Below are 16,690 nucleotides of genomic sequence, written 5' to 3'. Positions count from 1 at the left end.
TTAAAATTGCTTACGGATATAAAGCTTGTAATAGCTGATATATTGGTTGCTGAGGCTTTGCATATATTGATTTTGTACTTCCAGCAAATCCTTGAATTTATCCAGTCTCTCATCTAAGCCAATGATGCCGCTGTCGTAGCGATTCTTGGAATGTGTATCATTTTTATATTGTAATTGCAATACTTCTTCCTGTTTTCTAAAATCCTCAATTCCGTGCCTGTACTGTATTTTCAGATTGTCATCATCTTTTTTTACCATCAACCTTTTGCTGTCCAGTACCAATTGCTCTTGTTCGAATTGTATTTTCGACTGTTTGATTTTTGACTTGGTACTGAAGCCATTGAAGATGGGCACACTCAATTTTATTCCCAAAAACTGTTGTGGAAGGTTATTGGCTCCCGAAAAATCTGTAATCTTATCTGTTGCCCAATTGTAATTATATTGATAGCCCAGTGCAAGTGTTGGATAATGTAGGGATTTGGTTTGAGCCAATTGTTTTTCATTTAGTTTCACCTGTGCTTCCTGCAGCAATACCTCTGGATGAGATCCTGTTATTGCAAGAACATTATCAATATCCATTTCGTTATCGAGAAGTTCATCTTTCAAGGCAATGGGTTCATCGATGTTGAGTTGTGACTGCAATTGATTGTACAGTTGTTCCAAAGAAGTGGCAAGGCTGCTCACTTGTTGCTGTGCCTGTACCAGTTGAATCTTGCTGCGGTTCAGGTTTTCTTCCGTGAAAATTCCGGTGTCATATTTATCTTTTGCTATTCGGTAAATACTATCTGCCGCCGCAATATTTTCTTTGCTTATTGTCAAATATTTTTCCGTTAGCAAAATGGAAAAATAGGTCTGGGCCAGTTGGTTGTAAACCTGATATTTTGCATTGATGGTACTGGCTTGGTCCAATTGTAATGCAGCTTCGGAAGTCTTAATGTCAAACCATTTTTGAAAGTTCACAATATCCCAATTGGCTTGTACGCCGGTACTGTACATATATTTCCTTCCAAAAGTATATTCATTGAAAGTACCTTCAGGTGCAGCAGGATTGAATAAATTAGCCGGAACCAGGGTTGGTTGTATGGTAATGTTATCATTAAACCCGGCAGATGCATTTACAGTAGGCAATAAGGCTGTTTTGGATGCTTTGTTTTTTACAGCAGCTATTTGTTCCTGATGCAACGCACTTTGGATAGAGATGGCATTTTTATCTGCATAAGCCAGCACTTCCTGCAATGAGCCAAACTGTACCTGACCCATTGCGTTGAAGCTGGTGAAACCCAATAGTGCTAAAATAATAGTTTTCATTGCCTGGAATAATTTAGAGCTTGGTCCAGGTTAGGGTTTTAGACATCATGCCATGGCTCGCTTTAATGTACAGCATAGTATCCCCAGAAAGTGAAGCGGTGCATTTTGCCGTTTTCCCCTTTTTGATAATGTGCAGCGTACCATCCGCAAATGAAGTCGTACCAGTTGCTTTAAGAGCTGTGATTTGCTTTTTACCAACTATGCTGTTGTCTTCGGCCTTTCTAATGATGGCATCATAAGCATCACCGCTCTTTACGAATTCGATGATACGGGTTTTGTCTTCGTTTGTCCATTTGCCCAAAATTTTATCATGGGTTGTTTGGGCAAAGATGTTGAGGCTGAAAAGCAGCCCGGTTACCATTAAAATAATCTTTTGCATTGATATTAAATTTTAAATTCAATACAAAGATGCAATCGCTTTTGGCGTGTTCCTCGGTGCAATTGGGTGAGTTGAACATTTTGCGGGTCGAAATGAACAGAGAAGGATTTAAATAAATAAAAGCTGAAACCTGACTTTCGACAAAAACACTAACACGTTAAAAATTTTAATTTTTTTAATTCGTACCATAATAGTGTGCAAGATACTTGATACGTAATATTGATATTCAAAATGTAAAATTAAAATGCATAAAAAAAAATAAACTATTTAAAACGGATAAATTCAATACTATTCCTGCTGCATAAGATGCTGTAAATCCGGGTTATTCTTGATACGTTCCAATTCCATTTCAATAACCTGTAAAATTTCTTGTTTTATCTTATCTTCCCCCTGCTCATTGAGAAAGGATAAAATTTGCGGTATCTTTTGATATGCTTTGGTTTCTGAGGCTACTTTTTTATTATCTTTAGGTTTTGAACGCCCTCAATCTTTCAATAAACTATTAAAATATAAAACTGAAATGCCACCGCTAGAATTCCGACAGACGTTTATTTAATGATAATTTTTACGACCTTTATCTATGTTTTTCCTGATTTTATTTGAAAATTTCTGTTTCGTTTGAAATATGACGATGGTTATCGGTAGCCCTACTCGTATATTACATTAAACGAAAAACACATTTTTTATATACTGATTTTTTTAATGCAATAGACTAGCATTTTTTTGACTACATCAACAGTCGTTTTGGATAAATCCAACATTTAAGGTTATGCCATCTTTGTATCAAAAATAAATTTAAAATGGAAAACGATATTAAAAATTGGACAGCTTCAAATATTCCTCAAAGAAATAACGGTTTAGCTGTAATCACAGGTAGCACAGAAGGTATTGGTTACGAAGATGCATTGGCATTATCTTCTGCCGGTTGGAACGTGATTGTAATGGGACGAAACGCTGAAAAAGGAGCTGATACAATTGCTAAAATCCAACAAATTAATCCGAAGGCAAAAGTGAGTTTTGAAAAAATAGACCTTGCCGACTTATCTTCCATCAAATCCTTTGCTTCGAGAATGATTGAAAGAGGCGAAGCCATACATCTGCTCATCAACAACGCTGGCGTAATGACACCACCCAACAGGCTCGAAACAGCCGATGGTTTTGAATTGCAATTCGGTACCAATCATATTGGTCATTTTGCATTGACAGCCCAATTGCTCCCTTTGCTTCGTAAGGCACAAGATGCTCGTGTGGTTACCGTTTCAAGCGTAGCCAATCGTAGCGGGCAAATTAATTTTGATGACCTTCAGTCAACAGCTTCGTATGTTCCGGGGAAAGCATATAGCCAATCAAAAATTGCGAATTTAATGTTTGCTTTAGAACTTCAGCGACAAGGTGAAAGGCACGGTTGGGGCATTACAAGTATTGCTTCACATCCCGGCGTTTCCCGAACCAATCTATTAATAAATGGTGCCGGAAAATGGAGTATTCCGGGAATTATGCGAAGATTTTTTCCATTTTTATTTCAGCCACAGTCACAAGGAGCATTACCCACTTTATTTGCAGCCACTTCACCGGAAGCTAAAGGCGGATTGTATTACGGACCTAACAAAATGAGCGAAACGCGTGGTTTTCCATCTATCGCAAAAATCCCTGAACAAGCAAATGATTTAGCAGTTGCTCAAAGATTATGGGAAGTATCGCAAAAGTTAGCAAAGGTTGAGTTTTAGTATTTCAATGAAATTTGAAAGATTTCAATAAATTAGTAAAGTAAGTTTAAGAAACAAAACGATGGTAAAAAGTATAATTTCTTTGGTATTGTTGGCAGTGTCGGTTTTTCTTGCATTCAAACACGGTTGGGACACATTTAATTACAAAAAAAATCCCGAAGCGATGAAAATGATGGCCGACTTGGGCATAACCGAAACAATGATACCCATTTTTGCTGGGCTTACATTATTGGTTGGTGTATTGTTGCTTATCCCCAAAACATTTTTCTTAGGTAATATGCTTAATGCAATTTCAATAGTGATCATTATGGAATTGGCAATGAGAATTGGGAATTTTAAAATGGTGTTGATGGAAATTCCGTTTTTAATTATGCCGCTGGTGTTGATTTGGTTGAAATATCCGTTTTTAGAAAATTAATCAAATCTACCCTATGGAAAAACCAATCCGAATAAAAACCATTTCAGAGTTACACCAAATAATGGGTTTGCCCAAACCGCATCATCCATTGATTGAACTCATTGATTTATCCAAACAAAAAAAGGATACAGGAATTTTTGCCGTACTATTTGATTTGTACGTGATTACCTTAAAAAGAGGTTGCGACAAACTGTTTTACGGACAACAACAATATGATTTTGATGAGGGCGTAATGGCATTTTTATCGCCCGGACAAATTTTACGCGGAGAAAGTGATAACATTCCGGAAAATATAGACGGCTGGATGTTGTTTATCCATCCCGATTTTTTATGGAATACTTCTTTGGCTAAAAAAATAAAACAATACGATTTTTTTGGTTACACCATCAACGAAGCCTTGTTTTTATCGGATAAGGAAGAAACAATGATAAATGGTATTGTTGAAAACATTAAAAACGAATATCAAACAAACATAGACCAATTTAGTCAGGACATCATTATTTCACATTTAGAAACTTTGTTGAATTATTCGGAACGGTTTTACCAGAGACAATTCATTACCCGTAAAAAAACGAACCATCAAATCCTCGACCGGTTGGAAGTATTACTTTCAGCTTATTTCAACAGTGATGATTTGGTTTCAAAGGGATTGCCAACTGTTCAGTACATTTCGGACCACTTAAATGTATCGCCAACCTATCTGCGAAGTTTACTCAAAACATTGACAGGTTTGAATACGCAACAGCACATTCACGAAAAACTGATTGAAAAAGCAAAGGAAAAATTGTCAACAACAGATTTAACGGTAAGTGAAATTGCTTATGAACTAGGTTTTGAGCATATGCAATCGTTCAGCAAACTGTTTAAAGAAAAGACCAGTCAAAGTCCGTTGGCGTTTAGGGCTGGTTTTAATTAGAAAAAAGCATCCATTTTTAAACTGTAAACATTCCACGATTTTGTTATAATAAACCTCAATTGGGTTACAAACAACATTTTAGATATAATGACCTTTGTTTTTCAAACATTTAAAATTAAAAGAAATGAAAAAGGCATTAATTACAGGAGCGAACAAAGGCATTGGTTTAGAGGTAGCAAAACAATTGTTACAAAAAGGGTATTATGTTTATCTGGGTAGCAGAGATTTAAAAAATGGTAAAGAAGCCGTTGAAAAATTAAAAAATGAAGGGCTCGAAAATGTTGAATTGTTAGAAATAGATGTTACCAGTCAGCAGTCGGTAAACAATGCCCGGATTGAATTGGGCAGGAAAACACAGGTACTGGACGTACTGATCAACAATGCCGGCATCAATGGAATAGAATTTAAAGATGGCAAACCTGTAATGCATACTGCAACAGAAACGGATGTAGATGTTTACAAGAAAGTCTATGAGGTAAATGTATATGGCGTGATAAGAGTTACACAGGCATTTTTAGATTTATTACGAAACTCATCAGCACCAAGAATAGTCAATGTAAGTTCAAGCCAGGGCTCGCTCACTTTACACAGCGATCCAAATTTTATTCATTACAACTTTAAAGGTTCGGTATATCAATCTTCAAAATCAGCCTTAAATATGTACACCGTTGTTCTGGCATTTGAACTAAAGGACTTGCCTTTTAAGGTAAATGCAGTTAGCCCAGGTTCTACAAAGACAGATTTTAACCATAATTTGGGGCAAGGTTCTGTGGTAGATGCCGGTAACAGAATTGTAAAATATGCCATCATTGGCGAAGACGGACCGACAGGTAAATTTTTCTCTGAAGATATGAATACGGATACCGGCGAAATTCCGTGGTAGAAAATCACTAAATTTATGAGATGAAAAAGGACAAAAATATTCCTTACCATTACAATTCACTTACAGAATTGCATCGGATGCTTGGGTTACCTAAACCCTTGCACCCGTTGATTAGTTTTTTTGACAATACTGATAGAAAGATAGATTACAGCAATATAGCCGACCTGCGAACTTCAGCATTTTATAAGATCTCTTATAAATCAAATCTTACCGGGCAGTTACAATACGGGCAACATTATTATGACTTTGATGAAGGCGGATTGTTTTTTGTATCGCCTAATCAGGTTACTGCAAACAGTGATAATAACGGTGACCATTCTGGCTATACTTTATTAATTCATCCCGATTTTTTATTGACTTATCCTTTAGCAAATAAGATAAAGCAATATGGCTTTTTCTCTTATTCTGCCGATGAAGCGTTGCATCTTTCAGATAAAGAAAAAGACACCATTATTTCAATTTTCAAAAATATTGATGAAGAATTGCAAAGCAGAATTGATGATTTCAGTCAAGATGTAATGATCTCACAAATAGAAACTTTGCTCAATTACAGCAATCGATTTTACAAGAGACAATTCATCACTCGAAAACAAGTAAATAACGACCTGTTACAAAAAATGGAGAAAATTTTGGAAGAACTGTTTAAAGATGAAAATCTATCCATCAAAGGTATTCCGACAGTCCAGTATCTTTCCGAGAGCCTCCATCTTTCGCCAAGTTATTTGAGTGATATGTTGCGCTCCCTAACAGGGCAAAATGGACAACAACACATCCAAAACAAGATCATTGAAAAAGCGAAAGAAAAATTATCTACTTCTCATTTATCGATTTCAGAAATAGCTTATGAATTAGGGTTTGAATATTCGCAATCTTTCAGTCGCTTATTTAAAGCTAAAACCAGTCAAAGCCCGCTGGAGTTTAGGTCTAGTTTCAATTAGAGAAGATCATTTAATCTTTGCTAAACTAAAAACCTTTCACGATTTTCTTATAAACCCAGCCTACATCACTTTTTACCAAATGGTAATTCTTTAATTAAAATCGCTTCCTACCTTTACAATAATGGAAAAATTAGTTGAATATATACTGCATTTTGGCAATTTGAACCAACAGCAAATCGACTTTATCAAAAGCAAGGCAACGGAATTGGAACTGAAAAAAGATGATTATTTTTCCGAAGCAGGAAAAATTCCAAAATACATTGGTTTTGTTTTGGAGGGCGTTTTTCGATTTTGCTATTACAATAATAGGGGCGAAGAAATAACCTATTATTTTATTAGCGAAAACAGTTTTGTTTCAGACCAGCAAAAATTTGATGCACAAGCAGCAACTGATTATATCCAAGCTGTTACCGATTGTAAAATGCTGGTATTCTCTAAAAAAGATTGGGACGAAATTTTAAATACAATTCTGGATTGGGATAAGATTTCTGCTAAAATAACGCACAAATGTTTAACGGAAGCGATGGACAGAAGAAGTCCGTTGGTTTCGGAAGATGGAACTACCCGTTATCTGTCATTCCTCGAAAAATATCCAATGCTTATCAATCGTGTTCCGCTTTCATTGGGCGCTTCGTACTTGGGCGTTACCCAACAGTCGTTGAGTAGAATTAGAAAAAACATCCGCTAAAAATCTCTTTTTACCAAATGGTAAATGTTTTCATTTTTAAAGTTTAGAACTTTGTATCATTAATTTAAACAAAATATAATGAGCAAAAAAATAGTATTAATTACAGGAACAAATAGCGGATTTGGATGGCTTACCGCAAAAAGCGTTGCAGCCTTGGGACACCAGGTTTACGCAACAATGAGAGATACAACCGGTAAAAATTCAGATAAAGCAAAATCTCTTTCAAAGATAGAAAACATCACCGTTCTGGATGTTGCACTTACGGACGAAAATAGTGTGCAGAACGCCATAGATACCATTATCGCAAAAGAAGGAACAATAGATGTTTTGGTAAACAATGCGGGTTTTAGCAGAAACGGTGTGGCCGAAAGTTTTACTACTGCCGATGTGCAAGAAATATTCGATATCAATGTCATCGCACCTTGGCGATTGATGAAATTGGTATTGCCATTTATGCGTAAACAATCCGAAGGTCTAATCATCAATATCACCAGCGGATTTGGTACAGTTTCGTTTCCTTTTGCAACAATGTACAGTGCTTCAAAATTTGGTTTGGAAGGCATCAGTGAAGGTTTGCATTACGAAGTAAGACCATTGGGTGTGGACGTTGCAATCCTACAACCAGGTGCTTTCCCGACAGAGATGTCGCAAAAATTCAACCCTGGCTCCGATGCTTCGGTTAACGATGCTTATCAAGCCATTGCGGATTATCCTAATAAAATGGGTGCTGCTGTTGGCAAGGCATTCGAAACCCTAAAACCTAATCCGCAAGATGTTGCAGACGCCGTGGTAAATTTAATCAGCTTACCCAAAGGTCAGCGTCCGATAAGAACTAATGTTGATCCTTTCACAGGACAATACATCAAAGCTGCAAATGATGCGGTACAAATTGAATATGATAAGGCGTTAATGGCCTTTGGAATGGGAGATTTGTTGAAGTAAATTATTGAAACCATCAAATTTTCATTACAGCATTAAATTTAAAACCTTCTTAAAATAGAGGGTTTTATTCTTGGCGAACAAGCTGGTTATTATTTGTTAATTTATTCTCCTTTTTTTCTTCATCTTATTGGCAAAATATTGTACCTTATAATCTTAGCCCTGTGCTTCGGGCAATAAACCGTCTTCGTGTCCTTCAGTAGATTTAAGGAGGAGAACAAAGAATGTGGTTCTTGGGCAGGAAGATCCACATCATTTGTCCTTGATGTTTTCGATTGCTGTTTAGCTGACTCTTTAATGTCGGGTTTGACGTTATTGTTCCAGTTTTGTAGGTTAATTGAAATTTGTATTTTAGGTGAAAGAAAGTACCGCCTTTGCCAAGCCGTTTCCAGTCATCGGTAATCCTGAAACGACTGTTCTGTACAACAAGAAATGACGAACTTTATACAGTGAACAAACAACAATGACAAAAAGAAAATCTATACCGATAAATCAACCTGCTTATGACTTTAGTTTGGCAGGTATTGGTATTGCAAAAATTTCGGTTAATGATATTCAGTCTTTATCTCTAAAGGGAATAGACCAGTCGCACCGAGATGACTATCATTTGTTTTTCTTACAGGAAAAAGGAACTACGACCATCGAAATTGACTTTAAAAAGCATACGGTAAAGCCATTTTCCATTATCTATATCCACCCAGATCAGGTGCATCGAACATTAGAAGTGAAAAATGCTACATTTAGTGGTTGGTTAATTAATAATGAAAATCTAAAGCCTGAATATTTAAAATTACTAGACACTATTACACCCGTAAAGCCTTTACTTTTAAATAAAGAAATGTTTTCCATCATTTCCGAAGCAGTAACACTCTGTATAAAATTTTCTGAACGCAAACATGACAAGCTACATCATTCATTACTAAAAGACAGTTGCAATATTTTGGTCGGCATGGTGATTTCACAGTATTTAGAGCAATCTAAAAGAATCGATAAACTATCAAGATTTGAATTAATTGCCAAAGCATTCAGGACCACACTGGAACACAATTTTACCACTTCCAAAAAACCATCAGCGTATGCTGAGGCACTTAATATTTCAACTCCTTATTTAAATGAGTGTGTAAAAAATGTAACAGGTTACCCCGTTTCATACCACATCCAGGAACGGGTTATTTTAGAAGCAAAACGCTTGCTTTATTATACTGATAAATCAGTAAAAGAAATTGCCGCCGAATTGGGATATGACGATTACCCTTACTTTTCAAGACTGTTTTCCAAGGTAACAGGAATGACCGCATTAAATTTTCGTAAAAAAAACCACGATTAGTCCAATACTTACTCTGTATTGACATTGTTTGCACTTATCATTCATTGTTCCTTTGTAACGAATTTTAAAATAGCAAATAATGATTTCAAGCTTACCAAAATGGGTTGGAGATTTGTTCGAAAGTTCACTTCGTCCCAATGTGAAAGTTTTAGACACTTCCTATATCAATCCACAGATTAAGAAAATACGTTTTGGAGGAGATATATCAAAAATGAATTTTCAGATTGGCTACGCCAATGTGATTCGTGTTAGCGAAACTGAATACAGAAATTATACTGCTGCTTATCACGACAAGGAAAAGGGAATAATTGATATAATCTTTCATATTCACGATAATGGAGTAGGAAGCCAATATATTGATACCATAAAAACAGGCGATGAATTATATATTGGCCCATCAAGAGGGAAAAAATTATATGACCCAAGTGTAAAACAGCAATTTATTTTTGGCGATGAAACTTGCTTGGGAGTGGCGAGTTCTTTTCTACCTTATTTGAAAAGGAACAATCATCAATATCAATTCTATTTTGAATTGGACGAAGAAAATAAAAATACTCCAGAACTTTTGGGATTGGAAAACTTTACAGTCTTCCCGAAAAAGGGTTTATTCAGAAATGAAAAATGGATAAATGACTTGCCATTATTCAAAACATCTGAGTGGCAAACAGCAAGTTTTGTAGTATTAGGAAATGTAAAATCAGTTCAAGCCTTCAGAAAAGTTCTAAAAAATAATATGTCGGGAAAAATTATAACACAAGGTTATTGGCTCGAAGGTAAAAAAGGATTATAGAGACTTTTATTTTACTGTGATTTATATATTTAAATGCTGTAAAAAAAGAAATTGAAGGTGAAAAAGACTTCTGAAAAGAAGAAGGTAAAGGTAAAATAGAGATAGTATAAATCTTTTCGATCAGAAAGATCGTTTCACTCATATCCGTTGTTGATACAGGGGATATTTTTTTCATCCATTAATGATTGTTGAAGACTCCGTTGCAAAACTAACTTATAGCCACGTGTTTAATATTCTGCCGATAGTTGAACATCGACAAAACCAGAATCTCTAGCTGAAATTTTTCAAATTAAATGAATATGAGAATGAGGTTGCCAAGTCCTAAAATTGTTGGTTCGTCTGCAATGACCTGTTGAAAACAAGTTTCATTGAGTTGTTTATGAGTTAATAAATTTAATTTTTCGGGTCTAACTAATTTCATTCAATGGTTGTCTTATTATTAGCGTTGAGTTTCGGAAAGGTGATGCACAACGTTTCATAGTGGGGGGGAGCACTGTATTTTGTTCGGAGAACTAAACTTTCACCTTGCACAAATGTTTCTGCGAAGCATGGAACCCCCGCTATCGCAACCCCATGTTATATGCCGTTTTTATATTCGTCATTGTGGCTTCTATTTTGAATTATTAATTTCAATTTTAAGTCGTCATATATTATTCCAACAATTAAAACTGTAGCTGCAATTGCTAATACGTAAAGCTTTAAAGTCGAATATAGAATACCACCTAAAAGTCCACCCAAAAAGAAAAAAGTAATAATGTTCAGACGTAATTTTATTGAAGAGTAAAGTTTGTCTTTCTGGTCTTGCTGTTTGTAAAAAAACAATTGAGAAAGTTCTATTCCTAAGTCTGTAAATAGTCCTGTTAAATGTGTTGTCCGAACGGTTGCATTTGAAATTGTCGTTACCAATGAATTTTGAAACCCCATTGTAAAAAGCAAAGAGCAAGCAAGAAGATTGGGGGTTTGAGAGATTAGAAATTGTCCAAATACCGCTAAAAAAAACAAAATAAGGCTTTCGATAATTGTCGGAATTGTATAAATTAACCTGTCCTTTGTCTTTGATATAATTTCAACTATGAGGTTTGATACAAATGAACCTAAGAAGAAAAAGAAAATGTATAAGAAATAGACAAACCCTTGCCAAAAATTGAGTTTAAAAATTTCGTCCACAAAAAAAGCAAAGTGTCCCGTTACATTTGTTGTCAAGCGTTGAACAGCTAAAAAACCAGCTATATTTACAATACCTGCCACAAACGACAGTAACGAAGCAATTCTTAAGTTATGCTTTAATGTCCTCGCCTTTCCCTTGTGTCTAAACATAAATTAGTTGTCAATTTGTTCGTTCTTGCATGTCGTCCTAAAATGGCATATAACGTTTCGGGGCTTGGCGAAGGCGGGGCAATCGAAGCTGAAACTTTCAACTAAAATACAAATTTCAACCGAAGCACAAAACTTGAATTAACGATTTCTGCCCCGCTTTTGCCAAGCCCTTGTTAGCGGTAGTTTTGGTTTTCGGTTCATTCTATATTTCCTTTTTTTCTCCATTATGCAAAACCCGATAATATTTATTTCCATCAATCAACAAAGCTTCTGATTTTTTATTGGGCAGAATTTTTGAGAAATCTTTTGGGTGTTTTACATCAATTCCGATTACTTTTCCGTTGTATTGTTTGTTGACTTTTGATTGAAGCGTATGACCGACTACGATTGATTTTGCATTGAATTTATTTAATCCTCTTTCTACTTCTTCTTGGCTCAAATCATCTTTAAAATAACCTCTGTACCAAGCAATTCCTTTGTGTGAAGAAATTAACAATTGCTCCAAATTTTTCTGCGGATTTGGATAGTAAGGTTGGTAATAATTACTGCGAATAATTTGATTGATTTCATCTAAATTTGTTTTGTAGCCAGCTAAATCAGGATGTATTCCGCCGTGGGCAAAGAGGATTCCGTTAATTTTTTCGATTGAATTTTTGCTCGACATCCATTTTCCAAGAAACGAATTGGTACCATATAAATCGGTTTGCTTTTTCTTTAAAATAGAAGAAACGTGGTAATATTTCGGGGAAGTATTTTCAAAATTTCCTTGCATATTTTTCAATTCGTGGTTTCCTAAAATGTAATGAACATTTCCGCCTTTTTCTTTTGCTTCCTGCTCCAATTTATAAATAAACCAAAGCACTTGTGTGGTAGAAAAATCCCTGTCTACAAAATCTCCGAGTAAAACCAAATGCCCATTTCCAAATGTCCAATTGAGCTTATTGTCAATGACTTTATTGGTAATTAAAAAATCACGAAAAGTTTTAAAACCACTTTCTATATCAGAAATAGCTAAAATTTTTGCGTTGTCTTGATACGTATTTTTAGGAATTTCAATTTCGTTGTTGATGGTAAATTTAAAACTTGTAGAATCTAATGAAAAATGACAAAAAGCTGGAATTTTTGAACCCAAAACATAATCCTTTTGGTTTAAATAAAACCCATCATCCTGATTTCCTCTGATGTAATTTACCGAAATTAGGCTATCATTTTTATTAAAAACATAAGGCCCATCTTTGTCCCATTTCATCATCGCTGGATTTTCCGAATACCGAAAACTTGCGTCGTGATACAATCCGAATGATACAACCATCAATCCTAAAACTGTAAATGTGATAATGATATGTTTTGCATATCTTAAAATTCTTTTTTTCATTTTATTTTCAATTAATTTCTGCAAACCTAAAAATGCTTTTTCCGTTTCTAAAACAATTGTGACAAACGACTTCTGGGATTTGACAAACAATATTTACACAAGCTCAAAGTGCTTTCATCACTCGTTTTCATCATTTCAAAACCTAATTTTGATTGTTGGTCAACAGGTTTGCAGAGGCTTATTTATAGTTGTAATATTGCATTATGATGATTCTGAAAAAAAATAGAAAATGGTTTGTGGTTGCACTTTTAGCAATTGCAATTGTTCCTGTAATGATTACGGCTTATGAAGTCATTTTTACAGAAAACAAATCCGTTGTGTTTTTAGGAAATTATCACCCGAAAGTTGTGATTATTGTAATTTGTTACTACGTTTTGCTTCTATGCTTGGGTGCGGTTTGGTTGATTCGGGAAATTATTTTTATTACCAAACTTAAAAATGAAAAAATGAAAGCCGAATTAATGCTTTTGAAAAGCCAGGTTAGTCCGCATTTCTTTTTTAATACACTTAATAATTTATATGGATTGGTTGCGAAAGACCCTCAAAAAGCACAAGAATTGATACTGAAACTTTCGGATATGATGCGTTACAGCATTTATGAAGGCGAAAAAGATACGGTTGCTTTACGAGACGAAATTGTTTTTCTGAAAAACTATGTCGAACTCCAAAAAATACGTTACCACAAGCAGATAAGCGTCGATTTTGATTGTGAAGTTGACGAAAACCGAAAAGTTGTTCCTTTGTTATTTATCATCCTTTTAGAAAATGCTTTCAAACACGGAATCGAAAATTTGAGGAAAAATGCCTTTATAAAAATGAGTTTAACATCTTCACAAACTGAAATCATTTTTAAGATTGAAAATAATTATGAAAAAGCCGAAAATCAATCAGGAATTGGTTTAAAAAACTTGAAAAGAAGATTAGAATTAATCTATCCAAATCAATACGAATTGAGTTTTTCAATATCAGAAAATATATATCATGTGCAGTTAATTTTGAAACAATTATGATAAAATATTTAATTATTGACGATGAACCTATCGCTCACGACATCATTAAAAGTTATTGTGATTTGCTTCCAAATATGCAATTGATGAAAAACTGTTACGATGCTCTGGAAGCCTTTGAATATCTGAATAAAAATGAAGTAGATTTGATTTTTTTGGATTTGAATATGCCCGTTTTAAAAGGTTTTGAATTTTTAAAAACATTGCAAAATCCGCCAAAAGTAATTGTAACAACTGCTTACAACGAATTTGCTTTGGAAGGATATGAACATAATATTTCAGATTATTTGCTAAAACCATTTGGTTTTGAACGTTTCTTAAAAGCCATCAATAAAACGTTTAGTAATCCGTTGAATGAACAGAAAATCACACCAGAAAGCAATCCTATTTCCAATCGAATATTTGTGCAGAGCAACAAAAAACACATTCAATTGGAAGTTGAAAACATTCTTTACATTGAAGCAACAGGAAACTACACCAAAATTATAACTACGACTGAAACCATTACCATTCGTGAAAAATTCTCTGCATTTTTAGAACAATTACCCAAAACCAATTTTGTGCAAGTTCATAAATCTTTCGCAATTGCTCCAAAACGCATTAACAGCATTGAAGGAAACATCATCGCTATCGCAGATTATAAGATTCCGATTGGTAAAATTTATAAATTGAATATTGTTCAATTGTTAAAGTAGATTCAATCTTTTCGGACGTTCTTTAAAATTACCAGTAACGGTTTGGGTATTGACGAAGGCAGGGAAATATAAGCACTTCAGTTCGGCTAATTTACAAAAGTTTAATAGAAGCACAAAAGCTGAAGTTTGCACTTCAGCCCTGCTTTTGCCAATACCTTGTTACCTGCCGTTTTTTGTCGGTTTGTTTTGTCCGTTTTAGAAGTCAAATACTTTCACTAAATGTGCTGGATAATTCTCAACGTCTTTGGCAATGTCTGTTCGTCTATAAATGTCAAAGCAGTTGTAACTATCCATAATGTCGTAACCACAAAAACGATAGTTGCTTGTAATATGCAAGAAAATATCTGTCAAACCTTTGCCTGCAAATAAATATTGATTGGGGTCATCAAACGCTTCGGCTGGAGCATTCCAAGTGGCACAAATCATAAATTTTTTACCTTGCATCAGTCCACCTGTTCCATATTGAGCGGTTGGGTTTTCAGGTGTTCTGCCATCACCTGTTAGTAGTGATTTACTGGCAAATGCACTGTTAAAAACTTCGTCCACATACTTTTTATAAATCCAAGGTGCACCAAACCAATTTAAAGGTGTTTGTAAAATAACAATGTCTGCCTTCAAATGCTTTTCTACTTCTTCATCAGCATTGTAGCCATCTTCTACTGTCGTTTCTAAAACTTCATAATATTTGGATTCAAAAAAATCTTTTGCGACTTTAAAGAATGAATTGTTTAGCGTTCCTTCTGTCCAATTTGGATATGTTAAATGTGTATTGATAAGCAATACATTTTTTGTTTCTGTCATTTTTATTCTGATTTTAAATGTATTTTATTTATTGGCAAAAGGTCATTTGCATAGCATTCATTCTGCCACCGTTTACCTTTAATTTTGAATATGCCGCTTCTAATTCTTGTAAATCTTCAGTTGATAATTTAATTTCGTATGCCCCTAAATTTTCTTTAAGATGTGGAATATTTCTTGTGCCTGCGATCGAAACTATAAATGGTTTTTGTGCCATAAGCCAAGCCAATGCAATTTGAGAAGCAGTTGCGTTTCTTGCTGATGCAAAGCTGTTTAGAAGATTCACAATCTGCATATTGGCTGCTAAACTTTCAGGGGTGAAACGGTCAAATGCAGAACGCAAATCAAATTTGCTGTCAAAAGGCGTTTGTGCATTCAATTTTCCTGTGAGATAGCCCATTCCAAGTGGTCCCCACGGAACAAATCCGATGCCTAATTCTTCGCAAATATTTAAAACCCCGTTTTTTTCAACACTACGTTCCATAAACGAATACTCTGTTTGGATAGCAGAAACTGGCTGGACTAAATGTGCTTTGCGAATGGTTGTAGTATTGGCTTCGGACAAGCCAAAGTGCAATACTTTGCCCTCTTTTATCAAATCTTTTACCGCTCCTGCAACGTCTTCGATAGGTACATTTGGGTCAACTCGGTGTTGATACAAAAGGTCTATGCGGTCAGTTTTAAGTCGTTTTAACGATTGTTCTACTGCTTTTTTGATGTGTTCTGGCCTGCTATTCAAGGTGATTTGCGAAGCCCCAATCTCAAAACCAAATTTAGTAGCAATAGTTACTTTGTTTCTGAATGGCGACAGTGCTTCACCTACAAGGGTTTCGTTGGTATAAGGTCCATACACTTCGGCAGTGTCAAAAAATGTAACACCATTTTCAAAAGCTGTACGAATAGTTTTTATTCCATCTTCAATTTTTGCAGATATACCATAATTCGCACTGATGCTCATACATCCTGCACCCAAAGTAGATACTTCTAATTTTCCTAATTTTCTGGTTTTCATTTTAGCTCCTTTTTCTTTCTTCAGCGTATGTTCGGATTGATAATTAGATGCAGAAAGTAGATTAGGTACAAAAAGTAAACCCATACCTGCAATGGCAGATTGTTGAAGGAAGTTTCGTCTTGAACTTTCTTCCTTTTTTTGAGAATTAAAATTGTCCATATTATCTTGTTTTA

The 16,690-nt window shown here is 35.0% G+C and carries 17 protein-coding genes and 1 pseudogene; 11 read left to right on the top strand and 7 right to left on the bottom strand.

The window, feature by feature from the left end; all coding sequences use genetic code 11:
- The 3 genes and pseudogenes from K0R77_RS01695 to K0R77_RS01685 all read right to left on the bottom strand — a co-directional run.
- Positions 1–1,308, bottom strand: coding sequence for a TolC family protein (locus K0R77_RS01695; protein ID WP_300346600.1), 1,308 nt, complete (start codon positions 1,306–1,308; stop codon positions 1–3).
- 13 nt (positions 1,309–1,321) lie between these two features.
- A complete protein-coding gene (locus K0R77_RS01690; protein WP_300346598.1) occupies positions 1,322–1,687 on the bottom strand; it encodes a DUF2147 domain-containing protein in 366 nt (121 codons plus the stop codon).
- 288 nt (positions 1,688–1,975) lie between these two features.
- Positions 1,976–2,152, bottom strand: a pseudogene (locus K0R77_RS01685) (conjugal transfer protein TraG); the annotation flags it as partial.
- Between the two features lie 335 nt (positions 2,153–2,487).
- Between K0R77_RS01685 and K0R77_RS01680 the strand changes: the two are divergent.
- From K0R77_RS01680 to K0R77_RS01640, 9 genes are all read left to right on the top strand, one after another.
- Positions 2,488–3,414 (top strand): SDR family oxidoreductase, encoded by a 927-nt coding sequence (locus tag K0R77_RS01680; RefSeq protein WP_300346597.1) that lies wholly within the window; start codon positions 2,488–2,490, stop codon positions 3,412–3,414.
- A gap of 61 nt (positions 3,415–3,475) precedes the next feature.
- Complete coding sequence (locus K0R77_RS01675; RefSeq protein ID WP_300346596.1) at positions 3,476–3,832, top strand: hypothetical protein; 357 nt, start codon at positions 3,476–3,478, stop codon at positions 3,830–3,832.
- Between the two features lie 13 nt (positions 3,833–3,845).
- On the top strand, positions 3,846–4,748 hold the full coding sequence (locus K0R77_RS01670; protein ID WP_300346594.1) for an AraC family transcriptional regulator: 903 nt from the start codon (positions 3,846–3,848) through the stop codon (positions 4,746–4,748).
- Positions 4,749–4,872: 124 nt separating this feature from the next.
- Positions 4,873–5,631, top strand: coding sequence for an SDR family oxidoreductase (locus tag K0R77_RS01665; RefSeq protein ID WP_300346586.1), 759 nt, complete (start codon positions 4,873–4,875; stop codon positions 5,629–5,631).
- 20 nt (positions 5,632–5,651) lie between these two features.
- Positions 5,652–6,569 (top strand): AraC family transcriptional regulator, encoded by a 918-nt coding sequence (locus tag K0R77_RS01660; protein ID WP_300346582.1) that lies wholly within the window; start codon positions 5,652–5,654, stop codon positions 6,567–6,569.
- A 121-nt stretch (positions 6,570–6,690) separates the two neighbouring features.
- Positions 6,691–7,257 carry a Crp/Fnr family transcriptional regulator gene (locus K0R77_RS01655; RefSeq protein WP_300346579.1) on the top strand — a complete coding sequence of 189 codons (567 nt, stop codon included), beginning with the start codon at positions 6,691–6,693 and terminating at the stop codon, positions 7,255–7,257.
- A 78-nt stretch (positions 7,258–7,335) separates the two neighbouring features.
- Positions 7,336–8,199, top strand: coding sequence for an SDR family oxidoreductase (locus tag K0R77_RS01650; RefSeq protein ID WP_300346576.1), 864 nt, complete (start codon positions 7,336–7,338; stop codon positions 8,197–8,199).
- 460 nt (positions 8,200–8,659) lie between these two features.
- Positions 8,660–9,523, top strand: a complete 864-nt coding sequence (locus K0R77_RS01645; protein ID WP_300346573.1) for a helix-turn-helix transcriptional regulator — start codon at positions 8,660–8,662, stop codon at positions 9,521–9,523.
- Between the two features lie 79 nt (positions 9,524–9,602).
- Positions 9,603–10,313, top strand: coding sequence for an FAD-binding oxidoreductase (locus tag K0R77_RS01640; RefSeq protein ID WP_300346571.1), 711 nt, complete (start codon positions 9,603–9,605; stop codon positions 10,311–10,313).
- Between the two features lie 576 nt (positions 10,314–10,889).
- Here the strand turns inward: K0R77_RS01640 and K0R77_RS01635 are convergent.
- Together K0R77_RS01635 and K0R77_RS01630 are read right to left on the bottom strand one after the other, a co-directional pair.
- Complete coding sequence (locus tag K0R77_RS01635; RefSeq protein WP_300346569.1) at positions 10,890–11,630, bottom strand: YoaK family protein; 741 nt, start codon at positions 11,628–11,630, stop codon at positions 10,890–10,892.
- Positions 11,631–11,832: 202 nt separating this feature from the next.
- Positions 11,833–13,005, bottom strand: coding sequence for a metallophosphoesterase (locus K0R77_RS01630; protein ID WP_300346567.1), 1,173 nt, complete (start codon positions 13,003–13,005; stop codon positions 11,833–11,835).
- A 203-nt stretch (positions 13,006–13,208) separates the two neighbouring features.
- On the opposite strand from K0R77_RS01630, the gene K0R77_RS01625 reads away from it, so the two are divergent.
- Both K0R77_RS01625 and K0R77_RS01620 read left to right on the top strand, forming a co-directional pair.
- On the top strand, positions 13,209–14,015 hold the full coding sequence (locus tag K0R77_RS01625) for a sensor histidine kinase (RefSeq protein ID WP_300346565.1): 807 nt from the start codon (positions 13,209–13,211) through the stop codon (positions 14,013–14,015).
- A complete protein-coding gene (locus tag K0R77_RS01620; RefSeq protein ID WP_300346562.1) occupies positions 14,012–14,707 on the top strand; it encodes a response regulator in 696 nt (231 codons plus the stop codon). The genes K0R77_RS01625 and K0R77_RS01620 overlap by 4 nt, the downstream gene beginning before the upstream one ends.
- A 195-nt stretch (positions 14,708–14,902) precedes the next feature.
- On the opposite strand, the gene K0R77_RS01615 is transcribed toward K0R77_RS01620, so the two are convergent.
- Positions 14,903–15,508 carry an NAD(P)H-dependent oxidoreductase gene (locus tag K0R77_RS01615; protein ID WP_300346560.1) on the bottom strand — a complete coding sequence of 202 codons (606 nt, stop codon included), beginning with the start codon at positions 15,506–15,508 and terminating at the stop codon, positions 14,903–14,905.
- Positions 15,509–15,536: 28 nt separating this feature from the next.
- Positions 15,537–16,676, bottom strand: a complete 1,140-nt coding sequence (locus K0R77_RS01610; protein ID WP_367182661.1) for an aldo/keto reductase — start codon at positions 16,674–16,676, stop codon at positions 15,537–15,539.
- Between the last annotated feature and the right edge of the window lie 14 nt (positions 16,677–16,690).

It is taken from the genome of Chryseobacterium sp. (assembly GCF_029240215.1).
GTDB lineage: Bacteria > Bacteroidota > Bacteroidia > Flavobacteriales > Weeksellaceae > Chryseobacterium.
Note: the sequence above shows the minus strand (reverse complement) of the source record. Positions and strands in the feature narration are given on the sequence as shown.